This is a genomic window from Frankia sp. CeRuru1, assembly GCF_977966315.1.
Map to the genome: position 1 here is coordinate 1 of NZ_CDWWEW010000518.1, position 2754 is coordinate 2754.

Consider the following 2754-nt stretch of genomic DNA (forward strand, 5'->3'; position numbering starts at 1 on the left):
ACATAAAGATACGGGAAGATGTGGGACGCCGCGAGGGTGCGAGGGCGTCAGAGGGTGGGGAGGGCGTCACAGGGGTTCCACGGCGAACGCGAGCTCGTCGTGCCGCGCAACCTGCGCCGGTATCACCGGGTGTCCCCCGCCGGCTGCCACCGGCCGGCGGCCCCGGTCGTGCGTGGGCAGCCAGTGCCGGGTGTCGAGGACCGCACGGGCGTGCCGCGCTACCTGGTCACGGTCGAAGGCGTCGTGGTCGACCAGGAGCACCACCAGATCCGCGGTCGCGAGCTCCCCCGCACCCACCTCTACCAGGGTCACCCGGGGCGGCAGCCGGGCCGCGTCGACGTGCGGGTCCGCCGCCCGCACGTGGGCACCGAGGTCAGCGAGCAGGGTGGCGACCCGCGTCGCGGGCGACTCGCGCGCATCCCCGGTGTTCTTCTTGTAGGCAAGTCCCAGCAGCAGGATGCGGCTGCCCGCGACCGACCGTCGCCGGGCGTTGAGCATCTCGGTGACCCGCCGCACCACGTGGTCGGGCATGTGGTCGTTGATGTCGTTGGCGAGCTCGACGAATCGGAAGCTGCGGCCGAGGCTGCGGCGCACCCGCCAGGACAGGTACGACGGGTCGATGGGCAGGCAGTGGCCGCCGACCCCCGGGCCGGGAGTGAACCGCAGGTACCCGAACGGCTTGGTGGACGCCGCGTCGATCGCCTCCCACACGTCGACGCCGAGTTCGTGCGCGAACATCGCCAGTTCGTTCACCAGCGCGATGTTGACATGCCGGAAGGTGTTCTCCAGCAGTTTGGTGAGTTCGGCGGTCCGGGTCGAGCCGACCGGAACCGTCCGCTCGACCACGGTGTCGTAGAAGGCGCTCACGGCCGCCAGGGAGTCCTCGTGCACCCCGGAGATGACCTTGGGGGTGTTCACCAGGTTCCACACCCGGTTACCCGGATCGATCCGCTCCGGCGAGTAGCCGAGATGGAAGTCGATACCGGGGTGCAGACCGGAACCCTCGGTGAGCAGCGGGGCGAACAGCTCCTCGGTCGTCCCCGGATAGGTCGTCGACTCCAGGATCACGGTCACGCCCGGCCGGACCAGCGGCGCGAGGCTGTGCGCCGCGCCCACGATGTAGGACAGGTCGGGAGCCCCCTCCCGCAACGGGGTGGGGACGGTGACCACCGCGACGTCGAACCCCGCGGCGCGGGCGTAGTCCGACGTCGGCTCGTACCGGCCCGACTCCAACGCCGCCGCGAGCTGCCTATCGGGGATGTCCTCGACGTAGGACCGCGCGGCGGCCAGCTGGGCGACACGGCTCGCGTCCACGTCCACCCCGACGACCCGCCAACCCACATCGACCGCCCGCATCGCGAGCGGGAGACCGACGTATCCCTGCCCGACGACCACCAGTTTCTTCGAAGTCATACACATAGTGTGTCAGATTGTTTACATAGAGAGAGGTAGGTGGCTCACTGTGTCCCGAGCCGGCGGACGGATCTCCGGATCCGGTGCGCCCGGACGGCCCGGTTCCGGCGGGGGTGCGACCACCCGGGCCAGAATTCGCGCGATGCGGCGGGCGGCGTGGCCGTCCCACAGGGCCGGACGCCGGGGCGCAGGCGGCCGCTCCAGGGTGTCGAACGCGGCCGTGACCACCACCCGCCGGTCCCGACCCACCACCCGGTTGGTACCCTCGGTAACAGTCAATGGACGTTCCGTCGAGTCGCGGAGCGTCAGGCACGGTATTCCCAGCACGGTGGACTCCTCCTGCACGCCGCCGGAATCGGTGAGCACGAGACGCGCCCCGGCCTGCAACGCCAGGGAGTCGAGATATCCCACGGGCCCGAGTAGCCGAACCCCCGGGGGGAGCATCCCGGCCAGCCGCGCCGCCGTACGGGGATGCGCCGGGAAGACCAGCGGGCACCGCACCGCGATCTCCCCGAGCGCCCCGAGCAGCCCGGCGAGCACGTCCGGATCGTCGACGTTGGCGGGCCGGTGCATGGTCACCAGGCCGTACCCGCCCGGGTGCAGGCCGAGCTCGGTCAGCGTCGGCCGGCCCAGCGCCTCATCCCGGCACGCCAGGAGGGTGTCCACCATGACGTTGCCGACGAGATGGACCGCCCGGGGGGGCAGGCCCTCCCGGTACAGATGCTCCACCGCGTCCGGTGAGGTCGCGAACAGCTGGTCGCACACATGGTCGGTGACAATGCGGTTGATCTCCTCGGGCATGGACCGGTCACCGCTGCGCAGTCCCGCCTCCACATGGGCGACGGGCACGCCCGCCTTCGCCGCGACGAGCGCACAGGCCAGAGTTGAGTTGACATCGCCGACCACGACGACGATCTCCGGGACGAGCCGGTCGAGCAACGGCTCGAACGACGTCATGACCGCGGCCGTCTGCACGGCGTGGGAGCCCGATCCCGCCGCGAGGTGATGGTCAGGGGGACGCAGCCCGAGATCGGCGAAGAACACCTCGCTCATCGCCTCGTCATAGTGCTGACCGGTGTGCACGAGCGTGGTCCGGAAACCCTCCGCGTCGAGGGCGTCCAGAATCGGCTTGATCTTGATGAAGTTCGGTCGCGCCCCGGCCACGACCACCGCGTGCGGCCTCGGCACGAGCACGGGCTCGGCGAGCGTCGGGACCGGTCCGGACCGGCGGCGCGTGGCCGCGAGCGGGGCCCGCGGCGAGGGCGGGCCATCCACCGGTACACCGGCGACGGACTCACCACCCGCCGATACGCCGGTCACGAGCGGGCCCCGGAACGATCC

Annotated in this window: 2 protein-coding genes; both read right to left on the reverse strand. The window is 71.0% G+C overall.

What is annotated here, in order from left to right:
• Nucleotides 1-66 precede the first annotated feature (66 nt).
• Complete coding sequence (locus tag AC08OP_RS23710) at nucleotides 67-1413, reverse strand: nucleotide sugar dehydrogenase (protein WP_462202891.1); 1347 nt, start codon at nucleotides 1411-1413, stop codon at nucleotides 67-69.
• A 21-nt stretch (nucleotides 1414-1434) separates the two neighbouring features.
• The gene (gene wecB / locus AC08OP_RS23715; protein WP_476616196.1) at nucleotides 1435-2607 is read right to left on the reverse strand and encodes a non-hydrolyzing UDP-N-acetylglucosamine 2-epimerase; all 1173 of its coding nucleotides are present in this window, start codon (nucleotides 2605-2607) and stop codon (nucleotides 1435-1437) included.
• Nucleotides 2608-2754 lie beyond the last annotated feature (147 nt).

Excerpts from the sequence above, each read along its gene's own strand:
- AC08OP_RS23710 (WP_462202891.1), bottom strand. The coding sequence starts at position 1,413 with ATGACTTCGAAGAAACTGGTGGTCGTCGGGCAGGGATACGTCGGTCTC.